The organism is Leptospira fainei serovar Hurstbridge str. BUT 6 (assembly GCF_000306235.2).
Classification (GTDB): Bacteria; Spirochaetota; Leptospiria; order Leptospirales; family Leptospiraceae; genus Leptospira_B; species Leptospira_B fainei.
On the sequence record NZ_AKWZ02000010.1, the window covers coordinates 1468010 to 1485904 of the forward strand.

General features: G+C 44.4%; 18 protein-coding genes. 15 read left to right on the top strand and 3 right to left on the bottom strand.

Going from position 1 to position 17895, the window contains the following annotated elements; all coding sequences use genetic code 11:
• The first annotated feature begins 107 nt into the window (after window positions 1-107).
• The 14 genes from LEP1GSC058_RS15945 to LEP1GSC058_RS16010 all read left to right on the top strand — a co-directional run bounded on the left by LEP1GSC058_RS15945 (window position 108) and on the right by LEP1GSC058_RS16010 (window position 12879).
• The gene (locus tag LEP1GSC058_RS15945; protein ID WP_232224715.1) at window positions 108-1907 is read left to right on the top strand and encodes a sensor histidine kinase; all 1800 of its coding nucleotides are present in this window, start codon (window positions 108-110) and stop codon (window positions 1905-1907) included.
• On the top strand, window positions 1904-2347 hold the full coding sequence (locus LEP1GSC058_RS15950) for a response regulator (RefSeq protein ID WP_016550431.1): 444 nt from the start codon (window positions 1904-1906) through the stop codon (window positions 2345-2347). Before LEP1GSC058_RS15945 ends, LEP1GSC058_RS15950 begins: the two co-directional genes overlap by 4 nt.
• A gap of 1 nt (window position 2348) precedes the next feature.
• On the top strand, window positions 2349-3485 hold the full coding sequence (lvrB, locus tag LEP1GSC058_RS15955) for a hybrid histidine kinase/response regulator LvrB (protein ID WP_016549706.1): 1137 nt from the start codon (window positions 2349-2351) through the stop codon (window positions 3483-3485).
• A 64-nt stretch (window positions 3486-3549) separates the two neighbouring features.
• Entirely contained in the window at window positions 3550-4815 is a 1266-nt protein-coding gene (locus LEP1GSC058_RS15960; RefSeq protein WP_016550880.1) for a lipase family protein, read from the top strand.
• 127 nt (window positions 4816-4942) lie between these two features.
• The gene (locus LEP1GSC058_RS15965) at window positions 4943-6223 is read left to right on the top strand and encodes a lectin-like protein (protein ID WP_016549511.1); all 1281 of its coding nucleotides are present in this window, start codon (window positions 4943-4945) and stop codon (window positions 6221-6223) included.
• Between the two features lie 193 nt (window positions 6224-6416).
• Window positions 6417-7091: a response regulator transcription factor gene (locus tag LEP1GSC058_RS15970; RefSeq protein WP_016550059.1), complete on the top strand. Its 675-nt coding sequence runs from the start codon at window positions 6417-6419 to the stop codon at window positions 7089-7091.
• Between the two features lie 60 nt (window positions 7092-7151).
• Window positions 7152-7604 carry a Spy/CpxP family protein refolding chaperone gene (locus tag LEP1GSC058_RS15975; protein WP_016550959.1) on the top strand — a complete coding sequence of 151 codons (453 nt, stop codon included), beginning with the start codon at window positions 7152-7154 and terminating at the stop codon, window positions 7602-7604.
• Window positions 7605-7631: 27 nt separating this feature from the next.
• Complete coding sequence (locus LEP1GSC058_RS15980) at window positions 7632-8183, top strand: RNA polymerase sigma factor (RefSeq protein ID WP_016549984.1); 552 nt, start codon at window positions 7632-7634, stop codon at window positions 8181-8183.
• Entirely contained in the window at window positions 8171-8491 is a 321-nt protein-coding gene (locus tag LEP1GSC058_RS15985) for a hypothetical protein (RefSeq protein ID WP_039948458.1), read from the top strand. Before LEP1GSC058_RS15980 ends, LEP1GSC058_RS15985 begins: the two co-directional genes overlap by 13 nt.
• Before the next feature lie 123 nt (window positions 8492-8614).
• On the top strand, window positions 8615-8968 hold the full coding sequence (locus LEP1GSC058_RS15990; protein ID WP_016549496.1) for a single-stranded DNA-binding protein: 354 nt from the start codon (window positions 8615-8617) through the stop codon (window positions 8966-8968).
• Window positions 8969-9091: 123 nt separating this feature from the next.
• The gene (locus LEP1GSC058_RS15995; RefSeq protein WP_198014411.1) at window positions 9092-9649 is read left to right on the top strand and encodes a phosphoribosyl-AMP cyclohydrolase; all 558 of its coding nucleotides are present in this window, start codon (window positions 9092-9094) and stop codon (window positions 9647-9649) included.
• Between the two features lie 66 nt (window positions 9650-9715).
• On the top strand, window positions 9716-10735 hold the full coding sequence (gene mltG, locus LEP1GSC058_RS16000) for an endolytic transglycosylase MltG (protein ID WP_016549645.1): 1020 nt from the start codon (window positions 9716-9718) through the stop codon (window positions 10733-10735).
• A 21-nt stretch (window positions 10736-10756) separates the two neighbouring features.
• A complete protein-coding gene (locus LEP1GSC058_RS16005) occupies window positions 10757-11011 on the top strand; it encodes a hypothetical protein (RefSeq protein ID WP_039948722.1) in 255 nt (84 codons plus the stop codon).
• Between the two features lie 194 nt (window positions 11012-11205).
• Window positions 11206-12879, top strand: coding sequence for an acyl-CoA dehydrogenase family protein (locus LEP1GSC058_RS16010; RefSeq protein ID WP_016549894.1), 1674 nt, complete (start codon window positions 11206-11208; stop codon window positions 12877-12879).
• Between the two features lie 63 nt (window positions 12880-12942).
• Here the strand turns inward: LEP1GSC058_RS16010 and LEP1GSC058_RS16015 are convergent, their stop codons facing one another.
• From LEP1GSC058_RS16015 to ilvD, 3 genes are all read right to left on the bottom strand, one after another.
• Window positions 12943-13554: a hypothetical protein gene (locus LEP1GSC058_RS16015; protein ID WP_016550669.1), complete on the bottom strand. Its 612-nt coding sequence runs from the start codon at window positions 13552-13554 to the stop codon at window positions 12943-12945.
• Window positions 13555-13619: 65 nt separating this feature from the next.
• Window positions 13620-14405, bottom strand: coding sequence for a HipA family kinase (locus tag LEP1GSC058_RS16020; protein ID WP_016550727.1), 786 nt, complete (start codon window positions 14403-14405; stop codon window positions 13620-13622).
• A 31-nt stretch (window positions 14406-14436) separates the two neighbouring features.
• Window positions 14437-16332, bottom strand: coding sequence for a dihydroxy-acid dehydratase (ilvD, locus tag LEP1GSC058_RS16025; protein WP_051133804.1), 1896 nt, complete (start codon window positions 16330-16332; stop codon window positions 14437-14439).
• Window positions 16333-16568: 236 nt separating this feature from the next.
• Between ilvD and eat the strand changes: the two genes are divergently transcribed.
• Window positions 16569-17891: an ethanolamine permease gene (eat, locus tag LEP1GSC058_RS16030; protein ID WP_016550223.1), complete on the top strand. Its 1323-nt coding sequence runs from the start codon at window positions 16569-16571 to the stop codon at window positions 17889-17891.
• Window positions 17892-17895 lie beyond the last annotated feature (4 nt).

Consider the following 17895-nt stretch of genomic DNA (forward strand, 5'->3'; position numbering starts at 1 on the left):
ACTATGAAGAATATTCTTTCCTTTGAATCTTGATTCGGGTCAAGAATGTTATTTTAACGATTCCTGTTGCAAAAAACACCAATTCCATCGAATTTTGAAGAATATGATTGAATATTGAACCTTCTCAGGTAAGATACTTCGTTGCTCAATTATGTATGTTTGATATAACTTATTCGAGAAAGTTAATCCTCGGTTTTTCTGTAGCTGCTTTGTTGATCGTCGCGATCGGTGGGGCGGCGTTATCCAGCAATCGAATCTTGGCGGATGCAAAGTCCTGGGAAAGTCATGCTCAGGAAGTTATTCTCAAATTGGAATCGATTTCTTCCAGTATGAAGGATTCGGAACTTGCTAACATTCGCTATCAAAACACGCATAACGTCATATACCTTGAGGATTTCCGACGATCGGGTGAGATTGTTCGGACGAAAATTCAGGATTTGCGGGTGTTAACCGCAGATAATCCGGAGCAAATCGAGAATATTCAAGAACTCGAATCAATGGCGGAAAAGTGGACCGGACTTTCGGATGAAATATTGAAACCCCGGAGTCGTGATGGCTTGGAATCCTGGGGAGAAATATTAGGAACCATTGAATTAATGAAAAGATTGGAGCAAAGGTTATTCGAAGTCCGCGGCAAAAACTCCGAACTTCAGGTGCAGATAAGCCAAGGGATTATTTATACCTCGATCGCATTTCATCTCCTCTTGCTTGCGTTATTATTCAGAATTTTAAAGGCGGAATCAATTAAGCGAAAAGACACCGAAAGCGTACTGTTTGAAAAAAAGGGCCTTCTCGAGCTGATATTGAATAGCATGGCGGACGGTGTCGTCGCGCTTGACGAAGAAAAAAGAATTTTTTTACACAATGCTCGAGTGATGGAGCTGGTCGGCGATGTTCCGAATAATAATACCCGCTGGGAAGACTGGATTCGAAGTAATGGATTTTCGATCGCAAAGGAGACCGATGCGGAACTCTTCAATCACAACGGGAAGCAATCCAATTTCTTCGAAATGGAAAGAAGCAGATTTTTACTTCAAGGAGGAAAGAAAATCGGTTCGGAAAATCATATTTTAGAAATAAATTCCAGAACGATGAAAGATCGAGGCGGCGAAAAGTTGGGAAACGTTGTTCTCTTATCCGACGTTACGGAACGATCCGACTGGGAACGTCAGATTAAGGATCTTAATAATGAACTTAATAAAAATCTAAAGAAGGCGGAAATTGCCAATCGTGAGCTAGAGGCATTTAGTTACTCCGTTTCCCACGATTTGCGGTCTCCAATTCGAGGAATAGACGGGTTCACTAAAATATTGACTGAAGATTATTCGGCAGTACTGGACGCGGAGGGTCGACGTATACTAGGCGTTATCATGGATAGCGCTAAAATCATGGGACAATTAATCGATGATTTGTTGGCTTTCTATAGAGTATCGAAAAACGAACCGAAAACGGATCGTCTGGACATGAATAGACTTGTGAAAGATTGCATCATCTCTATGAAACAAAATGGCTCGATTTCCGAACTGGAGATTAAAGTGGAAGATTTACCGTATGCGACGGGCGATACGTCCATGGTCAAACAAGTTATCTTTAACTTACTCTCTAACGCATCTAAATACTCTTCGAAAGTACGGAATGCGATGGTTAGAGTCGGCGGTGTAAACGGTGGCAATGAAAATACGTACTTCGTTCAGGACAATGGAGTCGGTTTTAATAGCCAGTATTCGCATAAACTTTTTAAAATATTTCAAAGACTTCATTCTCCCGAGGAATTCGAAGGGACGGGGATCGGTTTGGCAATTGTAGAAAGGATAGTTAGTAGACATGGAGGAAGAGTATGGGCAGAGGGAGAAACGAATCGAGGGGCAACGTTTTATTTTACGCTGCCGTCAGGAGCTGAATTATGAGCGGTTCCGGAAATTTTGAGATTCTTTACGCAGAGGATAATCCGAATGACGCGGAGCTTACCATGCGCGGATTCAAAAAGAATAATCTGATTAATAACGTGATTCATGTCAGAGACGGGGAAGAGGCCTTAGATTTCCTATATTGCAAAGGAAAGTATTCGGCAAGAATCGCAAACGAATCCCCTTTATTCGTATTACTAGATTTAAAAATGCCTAAAGTTGACGGCCTCGAAGTGCTTCGAACTATGAAGGGCGACGACAATTTAAAAATGATTCCGGTAGTCATGCTTACTTCCTCGTCCGAAGAAAGGGATATAGTAGAAAGTTATAAATTAGGTGTGAACAGTTATATCGTTAAACCGGTCGAATTTGAAAAACTTGTGATCACTGTAGCGGAAATAGGACAATATTGGTGTATATTAAACAAGTCGGTGTCCTGAGATGAAACCATTAAAATTTTTATTTTTAGAAGATTCGCCAACGGATTTGGAATTGATTCAACGCGAGTTGAAAAAAGGAGGAATTGAATATATTCCTGTACATGTTCAAGATAGGGCGACGTACTTAAGAGCGATTTTCGAGGAGAAACCGGACTTTATTTTTTCGGATTTTTCTCTCCCGGATTTTGACGGTCTCTCTGCTTTGTCTCTCGCAAAGGAAAGTTGTCCTGAGACTCCTTTTATATTCGTCTCGGGGACATACGGAGAGGAAGCTGCGATTCAAACTCTTACAAGGGGAGCGACGGATTACGTATTGAAAGATCGTCTTGTAAAATTAGTGCCGGCGTTTCGACGAGCCTTGAGGGAAAGAGACGAATGTGAAGCCCGGCTTCAGGCTGAGAAAGATAAATACGATATCGAAGAGCAGCTACGTCAAAGCCAGAAGTTAGAGGCAATGGGCTTCCTGGCCGGAGCGATGGCTCACGAAATAAATAATCCGATTATGACAATTATCGAGTATTCTAAACTCGTTGAAATGGGAGAGCAGGACCAAGATAAAATCAAGCGAATCGCTTCAAAGATTCATAATGAAGCCGAACGAATTTCGGTGATGGTTAAGGATTTGCTTCGATTTGCCCGAAAAGAAAAAGGGCAGTATGAAAAGGTCGATATAAGGAACACTCTGATTAAAATGCGATCGATCGTCGAGCAGCGGATTAAAATGAGTAATATAACTTTGAATTTGGATATCTCCGAAGATGTTTCTCTTGTCGTATGTAAGGAGGGGCAGATTCTGCAAGTGCTTCTGAATCTAGCGAATAATTCCATCGATTCCTTAAATCAGCGTAAGGAAGGATACTACGAGGATAAACAAGTGACGGTTTCGGTCAAAATGGTCGACCTTGGGAATAAGCCCTTGGTTAGAATTACTGTGGAAGACACCGGTTTAGGAATTCCTCCTGAAATCGGTCGGTCCATTTTCAATACTTTTTTCACGACGAAGGAAGCCGACAAAGGAACCGGCCTGGGATTATCCGTTAGTTTGAGCATCGTAAAAGAGCATGGAGGATATCTCTCGTTCGAAAGCGTTCCGGGTGAATACACTAGATTCTTTTTGGATTTGCCGGGATCATTCTAAATTTTCACAAAATTAGAATGGATCTTTGCTTGAATTCTGTATCTAATTGCCGGACGGAAAGAGTATGCCGGCAGACGATTTATACAAACCAACAAATCCTAGTTTCCAGCTCGGAAAAAAAGCCGTTAACATCGCCCAAAATGTTTCCGTTGGAACGTTAGAGGGAGTACGTTCTATCCTCGCGAAATCTTTTGAATGGACTTCGGTTCGTTTGGCTGAGATTTCCGGCGCTCCTTTGATTGAAAATTCCGAACTCGCCTCGTTTTTGAAAAAGACAGGGAACTCGTTGCAGCAAGCCGCCGAAAAGACCGAAGAAGGTCTAACAAGAGCGCTCGAATCCACTGCTATGGCAATGCAAAAGGCGTTGGAATCCTTAGACGGGGCCGATTCCGTCGTTAAGAAGACTCTATTCGAAAATATTCCCATCTCCAGTATCGTAGGAGATTCATTCGCCGATTTTCTCACGACCTCCCTGATTCGTCCTTCATTTCGGCTAAATGGCTCGGATGTAGGTGCCAATGAGGTAGTTCAAGATTGGAAGAAGTCGGGATTACAGAATGTTATCGTCTGCGTCCCGGGGTTATTCTGCGATGAAGGTTTATGGAATGCAAAAGGGGAAGTTACTCCATCTGCGATTATGGTTCGCGAAGGCTACTATCCGATTTATGTGCGTTTTAATCCCGGCGCTCATATTTCCGAAAATGGTGTCGCCTTATTGACGTTACTTGAGGAGTTATTATCCTCTCCGGAATTCGCGGAGCGAAAACTCGATTTTATTTCCTTCAGCCAGGGGGGACTCATTTTCCGAAGTGCATTATTCTTAGCTAGACAGAAGGGGTTTCCCTTATCGAATCGGATTCGACATGCGTTATTAATTAGTTCTCCGGACGGAGGATCCTATATAGAAAAAATCGGTTTTTGGCTGGGCTTAGGAGCGGAATCTTTGCCGGTATTTCCGGTAAATCTAATCGGCTTTATCGGGAATCAGAGAAGCGATGCCATGAAAGATTTGTCGCACGGAATTATTAGAGAGGAGGATTGGAAAAATCCGAATCAAATTTCAAGATACAAACAGGAGCTGTATTTTAACGAACTGGATGACGTTAACGCCACGCAGGTATATAGCTTAGTTACCGAGGAAGAAGGCAACTGGTCTGACTGGATCGGAGACGGAATCGTGGAGAAGCCGAGTTTGGTTTACTTGTCGGAGCGAGTCTATAGGAAGAAACCGAATCCGGAAACTAGAGTTTGGAAACTAACAGGATTATCTCATTACCAAATTATGACTTCGTCAGCTCTGAAAGAGATTCTGATCCGAGTCCTAAAATAAGACACGATTAGAAATTTATAGCGATCGTTATAAATAAAAAATTCCGAATATAAGTATGAAATAAGTGATAATTGGGAGGTAACTCGGGCAGATCCGTAGAATGGGCAAAAATTTAGGTGAAAATTAGATGAAGAGAATTTCTATATTTCTGGCCCTATTCTTGCTTCTTACCGCCGGCAATAGCTTGTTCGCAAGCAGAGGAGCGGTCGTACCAAATCCGATCGACTTATTTGAAAAATCGCCGGAAGCAAAAGCAATCTCGATTCAAAGACAAATTCAAATCGAAACGAATCTGCCTGCGCATAAAGCCCTCTTTTACGGAACGCATAATTCTTATAATAGCAAGGCCTATGCAGGACCGTTCTTCTCCTATTCTTTTCCGAATCAACAGTATTCGATCGGCGATCAACTCCGCCTAGGGGCAAGGTTCATCGAGTTAGACGTACACTACGTATTGGGTGCGCATTTTGCTAAAGACTTCTTACTTTGCCACGCCCAGGCGAGCGGGATAGGATGCAACGTATTCGATCGACCTGTAGGCAACGGTTTGGCGGAAATACAAAACTGGATCACTCAACCTCAAAACAGAAACGAGGTCCTGGTTTTATATTTTGAGGATTATCTAGACAATCGAGCCGATCAATTTTTAGGAATTGTAAGGAGTTACTTGGATCCTTACCTGCACCAATACAGCAGCGGATCCTGCGGAGACATACCTTCTCCGGACAATATGCCTAAATTAAAGGACTTAGTCGCTTCCAACCGTAGGATTCTACTGATGAGTAACAACTGCTATTCCGGAGCTTGGAATAACTATTTTAAGAGAATTTTCTTCGGTGATTATTCGATTCATCCTAAGGATTTTCGCGGATATCCTGACTGTAATTGGAGCCGTAGCACGTATGATTCCTCCATGACGAGAATCTATAACGACAGCACGAATTATTTCGGCATTTATGACGGCGCTAAAGAGACTGGTACATTTACGAATGCGAATATTCCCCAGATGCTTTCCTGCGGCATAAGCGTTTTCGGTATCGATCAATTTAATCCCGATTTTGCCAAACTAGGGCTTTGGTCCTGGGGTGTGGGAGAACCGAATAACTATAATAACAACGAGCATTGCGCGCAAATTCGGAGCGACGGTCGCTGGAATGATAATAACTGCAGTGCGGGTTTCCGCTACGCATGTAAGGACGGTAACGGCAATTGGGCGATCACAGACGATAGCGGAGTGTGGAGCAACGGTCGTAATGCCTGCTCTTCCCGTGGTTGGCAGTTCTCCGCTCCGCTAACTCCTTATGAAAGTACAAAGCTCCAAGAGGCTAAAAACTCCAAGGGAGCCTCCGATGTATGGGTCGATCTAACTGACCAATATCGGGAAGGTTATTGGGAAAGAGGTCGATAAGACCGATTTATTCTCAAACGGAATCCATCCTCATTACAAACCGGTCCGGGGACCATTAAGCCGCTTCCCCCTGACCGGTCTTTTTTTTATCGACTTCACAATTTAAACCGTTCAAAATCCTTGGTGCGGATTCGAAGCACATTTCGCTCTCGATTTGTAGCTGAAAATAAGGAGCAAGGAGAACCCGACTTTTATGACGTATCGATCGTATAAAGTTCTGCTTGCGGAAGACGATGAGACTTCTGCGGACTTGCTGATCCATTATCTGGAAAGATTCAATTTCGACGTAGACCATGTCGTTGACGGCGCCGCCGGCGAATTAAAGCTTAGGAAGGAAGCGTACGACCTGATTCTTCTCGATAACCAAATGCCTCTCATGTCCGGTCTAAGTCTGGTCGCTAATATGCCTGAAAAAAACAGAAACAAGCCTGTGATTTTTCTAACCGCAAGTAACGAGAAGGAAAACGTGTTGTATGCCGCTTCGAGCGGACAATTGGCGGCCTATCTTTTAAAACCGATCGACCTAAGCTCTCTGCTCGAAAAGATCTTAAACACTCTTAGAATCAATTCGAACTCCTTAGTGGATAAGAAAGCGTTTCCATTCTCCATCCAAAAGATTTCCCGAGAAGGGTACGGGACAGGTGTTCGTTTAATCGGATGTCCATACGGTAAGAGCGCGGAAAAGATCGTACAAGAAATAAGTTTCGTATTAAAAGAACTACCGATGCCGCGAAAATTCTTTATGGAAATTGAGGAAGCGTTTCATTATCAAAAGAAGTCCTCCGAACTTCTAAACAGCATGGTGACAAAACTCGTCGCGAAATACGAAATCTCGCAGGAAGATATTCTCATCATCGACACGGTTTAATTTTTTTGGGAACCCGACTCTCCGATTTCGGTCACAGAGTCGTAACGAGGAGATGAACTGATGTTTCGCAAAGTTGCAAAAATTACTACAATTCTACTGGTCTTAGGCTTAGCTACGGTCTTGACCCAGGGTTGTCACCACAAATGGCGTTCGCCCGAAAAAAGGGCCGAATTCGTCGTAAAGAAGTTGAAATCGGAGTTGGATCTGAACGAATCCCAAGCCGCAACGTTAGATAAAATCAAAGTAGATGTGCTTGCTAAACGCAAAGAATTAAAACTTCAAGAAGGTCCCTTTCTACCTAAGGAAGCCGTCGAAGAATTGCGCGGAGATAAGCTGAATGTCGACAAATGGAATAAATACGGCCAAGAAAATGAAAAGAAAATGGGCGAATTTCGCGCATACTTCCTCAAGAAAGCCGTTGAATTTCATGCGATTCTGACTCCCGAGCAGAGAAATAAGCTGGCGGATCTAATTACTAAGTTCCAAAGTAAATTCGAAAAAGAGAAAGAATAGGGGATCGCCTTTTCTTTCGGAGGGTTTATGGGAGAACAGGAATTTTCCCGATTCGTAGAAAGCACCCGGGAGATCGTCTTAGCGGCGATCTCCCGCTACTTGTACGAACGCTTTGCATATGCGATCGATGACGTCGCTCAGGAAACGTATCTGAGAGCGTACAAGGCGCTTCAGAAAGGTCAGTTTCGAGGAGATTCAAAACTCACGACCTGGCTCTATACGATTGCTAGAAACGAATCCATTCGAATGAATGAGATTCTCGGTCGTGAGGAAACGAAAGCTGAAAAAGCCGGAAAGCGTTCGGAAGAAGAAAGAAGATTAGAAATCGTATCCGACAATTCCGACGACATCGCGGATTTACCGACTTGGGAGAAAGCTAAGATTTGGGTTTTGCAACTACCCGAATCTTATCGAAGTGTTCTCCAATATTATCTTTCCGGATATTCCGAAAAACAAATTGCAGAGGCCCTCGGTGTTCCGGCGGGAACAGTTAAATCGAGAGCCGCCCGCGGCAAGGAAATGCTGCGAAGGATGCAAAATTCCGAAAGGAGGGACGGAGGAACGATATGGGGCGAATAATTAAGAATGATTTAGATATGAAGGAAGAAGTTCTCAAGAGAAAATCCGATCCGAATTGGCCCAAGACCATTGCGTCTTGCGTAATCCAAAGATACCAAGAAGAATCGAAAACCGATAAATTGAGGGTATTTTCCGGGAGACGTTTGCTGGCTGCTGCGGCGATTCTTCTCGTAGGAATTTCGATAGGATGGTTCGCCGTGAATAGTTCTCTTCCGCAAGAAGAGGAATTTATTAGAGAAGTTTCTTGGATATGGGAAGGAGATTTTATTCCGGGTTCTTATATATCCGTTCTAGAATCCAATTTCTGAAATTTTTCCCTGGGTGAATCCGTTTCGCCTAGGGATGTCTTCTTTCCCGATTGATCGCAAAAAAAATCACGCAGCTTTTCCCTTTTTTTACCCGTGAGTTACGAATCTTAGAGGGAAAAAATTATGAAAAATTTATCCATAACGGTAGTCGACGGTTTCCTGACCGCAGATCCGGAGTTAAAAAAAGTCGCTAGCGGTAAATCCGTCGTTCATTTCACTTTAGCTGTGAACCATAATTTCAAGAAAAGCGAAGGCGAAGAGGCTGAAGTTTCATACCTGGACGTAGAAGCGTGGGAAAGAACGGCGGAAAATTGTTCCGAATATTTAAAGAAGGGTAAGAAAGTAACAGTCATCGGTCATTTAAAACAGGATCGCTGGAAAAACCAGGAAGGACAAAATAGGTCTCGGCTCAAGATCATAGCCGATGAAGTCCGCTTTGACAGCTTCATCGATAGAAAAGAACGAGACGCTGCGTAAGAATCTTAAGTTTGTCCCGAGTTTTCGGGGCAAACTTTTCCCACACTTAGAATATCGGATTCTAGATTTGAATCAAAATCATTCCTCCCTTGACAACTTGAATCCGGTCCAAGTTTATGTACGATGAATCAGATGGTTACCGTAATTTATTCCGATGCTCAACCGGGAGTTCTTTCAGGATTGGAAAGGATTACCGAAGAAAATCTGAGCGACCGTCGCTCGAAGTTACCGAAAGGGACTCGCGAGTTTGTGGATTGCGATGAAGACACCTTTCTTTTTTTGCATCCTAGCTTCGCCGCGGCAAAATTAGTTCCGTTGGACGATTCGATCCATCTGCGGTTTGTAGACGGATTGATTCCGGTGGTAACAGAGGATAAAGCCGGAAATATTCTCATGCAGGCGTTTTCGAGCCCGGAAAGTCTTGCTTTGACTCGATCGGACGGCCTCGGAACGTATTATAGTCGGTCTAGAAAACGTCTTTGGAAGAAAGGCGATACTTCCGGCCATATTCAAAAAGTAAGTAGCGTGCTAACGTCTGAAGACGGCTCTTTTCTCGTTTATAGAGTGGATCAGCTTGGTGCCGCCTGCCATGAAGGATATTATTCCTGCTTCTTTCGGGAGCGGATCGGGCGGCAATTATCATTATTACCGGTTCCTTTTTTGGGAAAGGAAAATGCATAAGTCGGATAAGGGAAGGGTTCCGAAAATCCGAACTTTTGCCGATAGAAATTTCGGAGACTGTACTATATGAATTCCATGAATAAAATTCTCCTAAAACTCGGAGCAGTTGTCTTCGGTTTGATTCTACTCTCTGTTTTGGCCTTCTTTATTGCCGACGAAATGAAAGGTGGAGCCACGGGGGCCGGACAGGTAAAGATCGATTTAAGTATCGAGCCCGGGGACTCTCCGGCTGAAGTTACCGCAACCCTAGCTAAAAACGGCCTACTTAAATCCTCAAAATATTTTCTATTTCTAATAAAGGTCACTCGGTCCGCGAATAAAATAAAAGCGGGTCTTTATGAAATCAACGACGGGATGGATTCTCGCAAAATTCTCCAAGTTATTACCGAAGGAAAAGTCAAACTGGTTACCTTTACGGTTCCGGAGGGCTATAATAATCGCCAGATCGGAGACTTGCTTGTTAAAAAGAATTTAATCAAAACTAGGGCTGATTTCCTGAACGCGACTTCCAGAACGGAGTTATTAAGAGAATTTAAAATTCCTGCAAGTACTGCGGAAGGCTATCTTTTTCCCGAAACCTACAGCGTCCCGGTAAATTATCCCGTTGATAAGATCGCTAGAATGATGTTGAAACGTTTCTTTGCAAAATTGGAGAAGCTTCCGAAAGCAAAGGAACTCGATCCTAAAAAACTTCATGAAATCGTAGTGCTAGCTTCCGTCGTGGAGCGCGAAGCCAAGAAGAACGAGGAACGACCTCTGATGGCGGGCGTATTTTTGAATCGGATGAAGAAGGATATTCCTTTGGAATCTTGTGCAACGATTCAATATCTATTCGATAAACCGCATCCAAGGATTTTTGAAAAGGATCTCAAAATCGTTTCTCCCTATAATACGTATCTGAATAAAGGATATCCGCCGGGACCGATCTCAAATCCGGGCCTTCCCGCTTTGGAAGCGGCATTAGTTCCTACGCAAACGGAATATTTATTCTTTCTGTTAAAGCCCGACGGTTATCATTTCTTCTCCAAGAATTTTAAAGAACATGCCGAAGCTAAGAAGAAATACATCGATGTACTTTACGAATAGCGACGGATGCAGGGGGCTGAAATGAATTCAAACCTAAAAGAGATAGATACTGTGACCGAACAATTGAAATCCGTTCAACAAGCGCTGAATTATTTTAAAGAAAAACAATTAAAACGGGAATCGGTAAGCGAAGCTGCCGTAGAATTTGTGGAGAAGGCCTCGCTAGTTTTAGATCGTGCAGAGCGATCCGAGATTACGCTTTCCGAGGATCAGAAGCGAAAGATCAAAAGCAATCTCTTGAAAATCCGAGCTTCCCTTGTGAAAAATCAAGAGTGAAAGATCGGTAAATTTTCTTTCCTTCCATTCCTTATCCAACGATTTGTCAGATTGTCAGCCTTCCGGATTCTGTCCCATTGTAGTACTGAGCCGATCCTTGGGCCAAGGTCGGAAAAACTTAAATGACACAGCGTAACTTTTCCATTTTATAGTAAATAAAAGCTCTAATTACTATATTTTGGCAGGTTGAAAAGATGATCGCTACGAAATCTCCGACGGATTCATCAACGGCTAAACAAGCTCTCGCGCGTTCCGCGGCCGTCATCGAGCAGGTTACAAAGGCACTATCGGCAAAGTGCAGTTCCAACGGAAAAGTATCCGTTTCTAAAATGGATCAAAACCAGCTCGTTCAATACCAAATCGCTTGGTTGACCTCCGAGCAAAGAATTGCTGAAAACTTCATCGACTACGCTTGGAATGAATCACTCGGTACCGGGGATTTGGAGCGGTTGATGGCGTACGTATTTGCTGCCGAAACCGTTACGCATATTCGTTCCGAACTGAGCGCTCGTCCGAACGAATATGGAATCAGCGTCCAAGAATTGATTTCAAAACTTTTCGACGATAGCACGAACAAATTCTTGGATGAAGCGACAGCCATCGAGAATTATAATCATATTACGGATTTAATCGTTTCTTTAGGACACTTCGGTGCCTATGGCCTGAGCGAAGATCACGAATTATTCCGACAAACTTTCAAACAATTCGCTGAAGAAGTCGTCATTCCAAAGGCGGAACATGTACATCGTCACGACGATATCGTTCCGGAAGAAATTATTCAGGGATTGAGAGACATGGGATGCTTCGGTCTTTGTATTCCCGAAAATTACGGCGGGTTGCAACCTAACGATCATCCGGATAATATCTCCATGTTGGTCGTAACTGAAGAGCTGTCTCGCGGATCTCTCGGTATAGCAGGTTCTCTAATTACTCGTCCTGAAATTCTCTCCAAAGCTCTTTTAAAAGGCGGAACGGATGCTCAAAAAGAGAAGTGGTTACCGTTAATCGCTGCCGGTGAAAAAATGGGCGGGATCATGGTTACCGAACCGAATTACGGCTCCGACGTAGCCGGCGTTTCCGTTGTCGCGAAGAAAGTGGACGGAGGCTGGTCGGTTAACGGAGTTAAAACTTGGTGTACTTTCGCCGGTTATGCGAATCTTTTACTAATTCTTGTTAGAACCGAAACCGATCCGGAATTGAAGCATAAAGGTCTTTCCATACTTCTCGCAGAAAAACCGAGCTTTAACGGCCATGAATTCGATTATAAACAAGATGGCGGCGGTCGTATCAGCGGCAAGGCCATCGGAACGATCGGTTACCGCGGGATGCACTCCTTCGAAGTTTCCTTCGAGGACTATTTCGTTCCCGAAGAAAACCTGATCGGAGGCGAAGCCGGTCGAGGAAAAGGTTTTTACTTCCAAATGGAAGGATTTGCCGGCGGTCGCATTCAAACTGCTGCAAGGGCCAACGGAGTCATGCAAGCAGCGTTGGAAGCAGGGCTGCGTTATGCGCAAGAACGTCACGTATTTCAGAAACCTATTTTCGAATATAATCTAACCAAGTATAAGATCGCTCGCATGGCCATGATAGTTCAAGCGTCTCGTCAATATACGAATACGGTCGCTAAGCTTTTGGATAAACATCAGGGTCAAATGGAGGCGACTTTAATTAAGTTTTACGCTTCCAAAGTAGCGGAATGGGTAACCAGAGAAGCGATGCAAATCCACGGCGGAATGGGGTATGCGGAAGAATACGCAGTTTCGCGTTACTTTGTGGACGCCCGAGTGTTCTCCATCTTTGAAGGTGCGGAAGAAGTAATGGCTCTTAGAGTGATTGCAAAATCCTTAATGGATCAATACGCTTCTTAAGAGGAATTTCGAATTCGTTCGAGGACGAGAAGGCGGAGTAATAAGCACTCCGCCTTTTTTATTTCATCCGGCAGCTAACTCTTCCACGAAGGAAAGTAGATTGGAATCGGGAGCTTCCATAAATTCGAGAGTTCGTTCGATGATATCGTCTAGAAAATAATTATCGTTCCGATAGGATTCCAGGAACCTTTTTGCCTCTTCCGTTTTTTCTGCAGGAAGACGGTTTTCTAGAACTAGCTGAGACAAAGCAAGAACTCCGAATGCGGATTTTAAAGAGTCGGGATTGGAAGCTATATTTAAGATTTCATTTACGTCGATTTCCCGAAACGTTGGAACTAAATCGCTTATTAATTCGAGAGCGCCGATAGGTATGGTCCGATCAAGTGACTTAACGTAATTTACTAAGAGGCGATAGGCTTGGCTATCTCCGATCCGCGCTAAGACGTGAAAAATTCCCGAAAGGAATCTCTTATGAAATCCCCAGGAAAGTCTACCCGAATCGGCGTCCCTGACGGCTTGGTATAAAAAACTCCATATCGTTTTATCTCCCGCTAAGGCTTTCTCCGCAATTTCATCCAGCCAATTTTCAAAGTTCGGATTTTCTATTTCTTTCTTCAGAAACTCGAGGTACTCGTTAGGGGAGCTTGCTGAGGGGAGGGAAATTTTTTTCGACATAGTACTAAAATCAAACGTGGAAATTCTTCCGATTGCCAGCTTTTTTTGGGATTGTGGAAGGGCTTTTATCCTTTAAAGAACTCAGTAATGGATCTCTTAGATTCTAGACTTTTGATTCGTTTCCAAAGATAAACGGCAAAAATTTCCCGTTTTCGATTGATCTCGTTTAGGGATTTCGGGTTCTTCCGATCCTTGAAAAATTCGGCAGGGACTTCCCAGGTTATGATTTCCAACTCGTCCAACGTGAGAACCTTGGAATTTTCGCGATGAACTCTTTCGAACGAATCCATATGAATTCTTTCGTAAAAGATGTGATCCTTTGAACGACTCCAGAAGCGTTTCGGTAAATCTTCGGTTAAGTTTGAAAAATCGTATTGAAAACCTAAGGCCGCTCCATGATCGATCAACCAATACTTTTCCTTACGAATCAGGATGTTCGGATTATTTCTTGTCCGATCCGGGTTTTCTATCAGCCAGTCGAACCAGAAAATATCTATCGCTATGTCTTCCTCGAATTTTTCTATCTGGTCTTCAGGAAGAATTTTAGAATTCGGAATATATTCGAATCCTAAATTCAAACCGGCGCTTGCATTTAGCAGCGACGTAAGTTCCGGATCTTCGTTTGAATTTACGAGCGTGCCATCCACTTGGATAAAGGCTCGATTGGGAACATTTAATCCGAGTCGATCGGCGATTCCGGCCGAGATCACTTCCGAGATCAAGGCTCCGTATCCTTGTCCTGCACCGGAAAGTTTAAGAAAAAATTCTCCATCTGCGGTTTCTATCAATAGAGGCCAGGAGCTGCCGACTTTTCGCGAAGAAAGTACGCGCTTGGCCTGATACGTTTCCATTGAAAGGGAAAGATTCGCTTAACGTAGCCTTTTATCGGACTGCATCGGCAGGTTGGGGCTCTCTCTTCGCGACCTTTCGCTCTACCTGACTTACGTCCCGAACGGCTCCGGTATGAGCGGAAGTCGTCATTGCAGCGTATGCCCGTAGTGCCGGAGAAACATGCCGCTTCCGCGATTTAGGCTTCCAAGCATCCTGGCCCTTTTCGTCCATTATGTTTCTACGATTCGATAATTCTTCTTCATCGACCATTAATCGAATGATTCGGTTCGGGATATCGATTTCAATCGTATCGCCTTCTTCTACCAATCCGATCACTCCGCCTTCCGCCGCTTCCGGCGAAACATGCCCGATAGATAGTCCGGAAGTTCCTCCGGAAAAACGACCGTCCGTTAAAAGAGCGCAGGCCTTGCCCAAGCCTTTGGATTTTAAATAGGAAGTCGGATATAACATTTCCTGCATTCCCGGACCGCCTTTAGGGCCTTCGTAACGAATCACAACGACGTCGCCTTCAATTACTTCGTTTCCGAGAATCTTTGCGACGGCCTCTTCTTGGCTTTCCATAACCCTTGCTCGGCCCGTAAATTTCCAAATTGATTCGTCCACGCCCGCAGTTTTAACTATGCAGCCTTCAGGAGCTAAATTTCCGTAGAGCACTGCAAGTCCGCCGTCTTTAGAATAGGCATGTTCCACGTCCCGAATGCAACCGTTCTCGCGATCTAAATCCAAACTCGGCCATCGCCTTGATTGAGAGAAGGCTTCAGTAGTAGGAACTCCACCAGGAGCTGCGCTAAATAAATCGTGGGATTTGGATCCGGATTTTTGCCGAGTAATATCCCATTCTTCTAAAGCGGCGCCTAACGTAGGGCTGTGAATCGTAGCCACATCCCGATTCATTAATCCGACTCGATCTAGCTCGGCGAGAATCGCCATAACGCCGCCGGCACGATGAACGTCTTCCATATGGTATTTTTGCGTGGCCGGTGCGACTTTGCAAACACAAGGAACTCTTCGAGAAATTTGATCGATATCTTTCATCGTAAAATCGATTTCCGCTTCTTTGGCCGCGGCAAGAATGTGAAGAACCGTATTCGTAGATCCACCCATCGCGACATCAAGGCTCATTGCATTTTGGAAGGCTTTATAGTTCGCGATATTTCGAGGAAGAACGGATTCATCACCTTGTTCATAGAATCGCTTAGCCAAACTTACGACGATTCGTCCTGCATTCAGGAATAGCTCTCGACGATCCGAGTGAGTCGCCAATGTCGATCCGTTTCCCGGAAGAGAAAGGCCGAGAGCTTCGGTCAGACAATTCATTGAATTTGCTGTGAACATTCCCGAACAAGAACCGCAGGTCGGACAAGCAGAACGTTCCACAGCGGCAACATCTTCGTCGCTTACGTTCGGATTAGCGGCTTCTACCATGGCATCGATGAGATCCAATTTTCGAATTTCGCCGCCCCAATTCACTTTTCCGGCCTCCATCGGACCGCCCGAAACGAACACTGTGGGAATGTTTAAGCGGAGTGCAGCCATTAACATTCCGGGAGTAATTTTATCGCAGTTGGAAATGCAGATAAGAGCATCGGCAGTATGCGCATTGACCATATATTCTACCGAGTCCGCAATCAGGTCTCGGCTAGGCAATGAGTAAAGCATTCCACTATGCCCCATTGCGATTCCATCATCCACTGCGATCGTATTGAATTCCTTTGCGACTCCGCCTGCCTTTTCGATTTCTCGCGCAACCATCTGTCCCAAATCTTTTAGGTGAACGTGTCCTGGAACGAACTGAGTGAAGGAATTTGCGATCGCAATGATAGGTTTACCGAAATCGGTATCTTTCATACCTGTGGCTCGCCAAAGTGCTCTGGCTCCAGCCATATTGCGTCCGTGAGTGGAAGTACGAGATCTGTATTGGGGCATAAGTAACGGCTACCTGGTATTACTTTAGACGTCGAGTTTTAAATCGACGGAAGAATCTTTGGTTTGGTCGATATTCGCCTATTTTTCAGCGTTAATTCACGCGGATCTGCCTAAGTCGCGAAGCGTTCAGAGAAGGAACGTTCAAATTCTGTAGTTGGAGCGTCTTGGTTCTGGGCGGGCCGGCGAAATGCATTGATTTCCGACCCGGGTACGCTTCTTGCTTATATTACTTTATAATGGAAGAGAAGAATAATTTAGAAAAAGGATTAGGTCCTTGGCTACTTTGGGGGCTTGGAGTAGGTTATGTAATCTCCGGAATGTATTTCGGTTGGAATCTCGGACTTCCGATCGGGGGAACTCTCGGGCTGGGAATCGCAACATGCATCGTAGTTCTTCTCTATGTGACGTTCACGTTCAGTTATGCCGAGTTGGCTTGCATGATTCCCAAGGCCGGTGGCGCCTTCGACTATGCGAAGGAAGCTTCCGGAAATCGCTGGGGTTACATAGTCGGAATGGGACAATGGACCGAATTTCTGTTTGCTCCACCCGCTATCGCGGCGGCCATAGGAGCATATTTTTCATTCTTTTTACCGGACGTTTCTCCGACTCCGATCGCGATCGCAATCTATACTATTTTTACGATATTAAATATTTGCGGAGTAAAAGCAGCGGCTAGTTTTGAATTAGGAATCACGATTTTTGCAGTGGGGGAACTTTTACTTTTTTCGGCGCTCACCTTACCTCATTTTTCCTGGGAGAAACTTTCGCAAAATCCATTGCCCAACGGGTGGATGGGAGTTCTTGCTTCCTTACCCTTTGCAATCTGGTTTTTTCTCGCAATCGAAGGCGTTGCGAACGTAGCCGAAGAAGCGCAAAATCCGCAGCGAAATATCTTACTCGGATTCGGGTCGGCCTTAGGAACATTAGTTTTACTTTGTATACTCGTGTTCTTATCCTCCATTGGAATCGGAGGATGGGAGGCGATCGTTTATACTCAGGCAGGAGGACCCGCCTCCGATTCTCCTTTGCCTTTAGCGTTACGAAAAATCTACGGTGAAGAAAGCTGGGCCTTCCATCTTTTGATAACGATCGGTCTCTTCGGTTTGATCGCTTCGTTTCACGGGATTCTTTTAGCGGGTGGACGGGCAACGCTCGAATTTGGGAGGGCAGGATTTTTACCGGAAGCGGTTTCGCGAGTTCATCCAAAATTTCATACGCCTGCCAACTCCCTGATTTTGAATTCCTGTTTAGGAGTGATCGCGCTATTAACCGGAAAAACCTCCGAACTCATCGTCCTATCGGCGTTCGGAGCAGTGACCTTATACTCGGGATCGATGGTTAGTTTTTTTCTTCTAAGAAGATCTCAACCGGATAGGAATCGTCCGTTTGTCGCTCCGGGAGTTCCCTTGGTCCCTATGATTGCACTTCTTTTATCAGTGTTAGTGCTACTCGTTATGATCTGGCAGCATCCATGGGTTTTCGGCGCTTTTGTATTAATTCTGACTAGTGGAATATTTTGGGCCAGAAAAGTTCTATTCCTTCCCGAGGATTCGGGTTAGGATC

Coding starts and splice junctions, on each gene's coding strand:
- LEP1GSC058_RS15950 (WP_016550431.1), top strand. CDS start 1,904: ATGAGCGGTTCCGGAAATTTTGAGATTCTTTACGCAGAGGATAATCCG.
- lvrB (WP_016549706.1), top strand. CDS start 2,349: ATGAAACCATTAAAATTTTTATTTTTAGAAGATTCGCCAACGGATTTG.
- LEP1GSC058_RS15960 (WP_016550880.1), top strand. CDS start 3,550: ATGCCGGCAGACGATTTATACAAACCAACAAATCCTAGTTTCCAGCTC.
- LEP1GSC058_RS15965 (WP_016549511.1), top strand. CDS start 4,943: ATGAAGAGAATTTCTATATTTCTGGCCCTATTCTTGCTTCTTACCGCC.
- LEP1GSC058_RS15970 (WP_016550059.1), top strand. CDS start 6,417: ATGACGTATCGATCGTATAAAGTTCTGCTTGCGGAAGACGATGAGACT.
- LEP1GSC058_RS15975 (WP_016550959.1), top strand. CDS start 7,152: ATGTTTCGCAAAGTTGCAAAAATTACTACAATTCTACTGGTCTTAGGC.
- LEP1GSC058_RS15980 (WP_016549984.1), top strand. CDS start 7,632: ATGGGAGAACAGGAATTTTCCCGATTCGTAGAAAGCACCCGGGAGATC.
- LEP1GSC058_RS15985 (WP_039948458.1), top strand. CDS start 8,171: ATGGGGCGAATAATTAAGAATGATTTAGATATGAAGGAAGAAGTTCTC.
- LEP1GSC058_RS15990 (WP_016549496.1), top strand. CDS start 8,615: ATGAAAAATTTATCCATAACGGTAGTCGACGGTTTCCTGACCGCAGAT.
- LEP1GSC058_RS15995 (WP_198014411.1), top strand. CDS start 9,092: ATGAATCAGATGGTTACCGTAATTTATTCCGATGCTCAACCGGGAGTT.
- mltG (WP_016549645.1), top strand. CDS start 9,716: ATGAATTCCATGAATAAAATTCTCCTAAAACTCGGAGCAGTTGTCTTC.
- LEP1GSC058_RS16005 (WP_039948722.1), top strand. CDS start 10,757: ATGAATTCAAACCTAAAAGAGATAGATACTGTGACCGAACAATTGAAA.
- LEP1GSC058_RS16010 (WP_016549894.1), top strand. CDS start 11,206: ATGATCGCTACGAAATCTCCGACGGATTCATCAACGGCTAAACAAGCT.
- LEP1GSC058_RS16015 (WP_016550669.1), bottom strand. CDS start 13,554: ATGTCGAAAAAAATTTCCCTCCCCTCAGCAAGCTCCCCTAACGAGTAC.
- LEP1GSC058_RS16020 (WP_016550727.1), bottom strand. CDS start 14,405: ATGGAAACGTATCAGGCCAAGCGCGTACTTTCTTCGCGAAAAGTCGGC.
- ilvD (WP_051133804.1), bottom strand. CDS start 16,332: ATGCCCCAATACAGATCTCGTACTTCCACTCACGGACGCAATATGGCT.
- eat (WP_016550223.1), top strand. CDS start 16,569: ATGGAAGAGAAGAATAATTTAGAAAAAGGATTAGGTCCTTGGCTACTT.